This is a genomic window from Actinospica durhamensis, assembly GCF_018139695.1.
In the GTDB taxonomy this organism is placed as follows: domain Bacteria; phylum Actinomycetota; class Actinomycetes; order Streptomycetales; family Catenulisporaceae; genus Actinospica; species Actinospica durhamensis.
In genome coordinates, this window is the sequence record NZ_JAGSOG010000500.1 from 1 (window position 1) to 2,577 (window position 2,577).

Annotated in this window: 2 protein-coding genes, 1 rRNA gene and 1 pseudogene; 1 reads left to right on the forward strand and 3 read right to left on the reverse strand. The window is 68.3% G+C overall.

All coding sequences use genetic code 11. The features are described 5' to 3' along the window. Window positions 1–60 (reverse strand): 16S ribosomal RNA (locus KDL01_RS40400); the annotation flags it as partial. A 455-nt stretch (window positions 61–515) separates the two neighbouring features. Continuing rightward, window positions 516–1,520, reverse strand: a complete 1,005-nt coding sequence (locus tag KDL01_RS40405) for a stage II sporulation protein M (RefSeq protein ID WP_212534013.1) — start codon at window positions 1,518–1,520, stop codon at window positions 516–518. A 190-nt stretch (window positions 1,521–1,710) separates the two neighbouring features. Here KDL01_RS40405 and KDL01_RS46360 point away from each other — a divergent pair. Beyond that, window positions 1,711–2,040 (forward strand): annotated as a pseudogene (locus KDL01_RS46360) (RDD family protein); the annotation flags it as partial. A 361-nt stretch (window positions 2,041–2,401) separates the two neighbouring features. On the opposite strand, the gene KDL01_RS46365 reads toward KDL01_RS46360, so the two are convergent. Continuing rightward, a partial coding sequence (locus KDL01_RS46365; RefSeq protein WP_212534014.1) for an adenosylhomocysteinase occupies window positions 2,402–2,577 on the reverse strand: 176 nt, incomplete at its 5' end.

Here is a 2,577-nt window from a genome sequence, read left to right on the forward strand (position 1 = left end):
TTGCATGTGTTAAGCACGCCGCCAGCGTTCGTCCTGAGCCAGGATCAAACTCTCCAAAAAGAATTTAATGACCTGGCTAAACATCCCGACGGGGGTCGGGATAATAGCCAATCAAACAATTGGCATCGTAAACAAATGACACACTGTTGAGTTCTCAAGAAACAGACACACTCGCCGGTTCCGCCGGCTCTTCAGCCAGGCTCACCGACCGGTGATTCTCTGCCGTATTGCGTTTTCCGCTGTGGTAACTCTACCACAACTTGATCTTGGCTCTTGCGCTTCGCCCGCTTCGGCTCTAAGCTGTTGCTTTTGAGCCTCTGCGTTGCGCCTCGCTTGACCGCAACCCTTCCACCTTAGCCGTCCGACTCTCCCGAGTCAAGCGGTGCGATCTTCCGGCCTGTCGGCCCGTCGTTCGCGGTGATGTTTGAAAGTATGCACCACGGGGGACCGATCTGGCCAATCGGCAGGTGACCCGCCGTCAGAAGCCGTGCGGTGCATGCGATCCGGGGTGAGCCTCAGGCGACTGCCGGGACCTCGGCCACCTGGTCGATCGCGCTCAGGTCCCCCATCTCGCCGCGGCGGTAGGCCCGCCGGCCGACGATGAAAACATACGAAAGGAAGCCGAGCTCGGCCACCGCGCCGATCCCGATGCGGGCCGCGGTCGGCAGTCCGGAGGGCGTCACGAACGCCTCGATCACGCCCGAGCAGGCGAGCGTGAGCATCACACCGATCGCGATGACGCCCGCGATCCTGCCCTCCTGCTGCAACGCGGTCACCCGGGACCTCGCGCCCGGCGCGATGATGGTCCACCCCAGCTTCAGTCCCACTCCGGCCGCGACGAACACCGACGTCAGCTCGAGCATGCCGTGCGGCAGGATCAGTGAGAAGAACACGTCTCCTCGGCCGGCGTTGAACATGAACGCCCCGTCCACCGCGATGTTCGCGCAGTTGACGAAGAGCACCGGGAGCACCGGCAGGCCGAGCAGGATGCCGGCGAACAGGCTCTCCCAGCACACGAAGAAGTTGTTGGTCCAGACCTTGAACGCGAAGTCGCGGGCCGGGGCGGACCGGTAGTAACTCTCGAAATCGCCGCCGGGAGCGGTGACCTGCTGGACGTAGTCCGGCGGCAGGATCTGGTCGCGCGCGCTCGGGTCGTGGGCGAGCCACACGGCGAGCCCCACCGTGACGATCAGCGAGATCACCGCCGTCAGACCCCACCACCAGCGGGCGCGGTAGAGCGCGGCGGGCAGCTTCGCGGTGAAGAACTCCCCCACCACCGCCCACCGGGCCACCCGCGGAGCGGTCAGGGCGGCGCGCGAGGCCGAGAGCATGCCGGACAGGCGCCCGACCATCTCGGCGTCCGGCAGCTGGGAGCGGACCAGGGACAGATCGCGCGCGGTCGCCTGGTGCAGGGCCAGCAGTTCGTCCGCCTCGGTGACGGTCAGCCGCCGCTGTCGGGCCAGACGGTTGAGCCGGTTCCACTTCGGAGCGTTCCGCACCACGAACGCGTCTATGTCCACGGGCACACGGTATCGGCGGAGCGCTGTTCCAAGCCAGGGCGCCGGTGCCGTAGTTTGGTCCCCACGTGTAGCGAGTTCGAGGGTGGGGATCCGCATGTCCGAACTGGTGGTGGCCGAGGGTGTGGCCCTCGAGCTGCGCCCCGCCCGGCTGGCCAGCCGGACCGTGGCCCTGGCACTCGACGCGGTGCTGATGCTGGTCGTCTATCTGATCTGCTACCGCATCATCAAGGCGCTGGTGAACGCCGGTGCGTCCAGCGACACGGTCGACGCGCTGCGCACCGCCACGCTCGTGCTGGTCGGGGTCGGCTATCCGCTGGTGAGCGAGTCCGTCGGCTCGGGCCGCTCGATCGGCAAGGTGGCGGCGGGCCTGCGGGTGGTGCGCCTGGACGGCGGACCCGAGCGGTTCCGGCACGCGCTTGTGCGTGCGCTGGCCCTGCTGTTCGCCGACGTCGGACTGCCCATCAGCCTGGCCAACCAGCTGGTCACCGGCCTGCCGCTGATCACGCTCTACTGTCTGCCCGGCGCGATCGCGGTCGCCTGCTCCAAGCAGGGGCGGCGGCTCGGGGACCTGCTGGCCGGGACCATCGTGGTGCGCGAGCGCACCGAGGCCGGCGCCGGCCGGATGCCGTTGGCGCCGAACCCTGTGGTGGCGCAGTGGGCCGCGTCCGCGCGGGTGGAGGACGTGCCGCCGGGCCTGGTGCTCGCGGCCCGGCAGCTGATCTCCCGCGTGTTCGAGATCGACCGCGCCGCGGCCGCCGAGCTCACCGACCAGCTCGCCCGGCAGGTGGCGACCTACGTCACGCCCGCTCCGCCGCCGGGGGTGGCGCCGTACCAGTACCTGGTGGCGGTGACGGCGGAGCGGTATCGCAGGGAGCTGGCCGTCAGTAGCGGTAGGTCTCCGGCTTATACGGACCGTCGACCGGGACTCCGAGGTAAGAGGCCTGGCGCTCGGTCAGCGTGGTCAGCCTGACTCCGAGTGCGTCCAGGTGCAGCCGGGCCACGTGCTCGTCGAGCTGCTTGGGCAGGGTGTAGACCCCGACCGGGTAGTCGTCCGGCT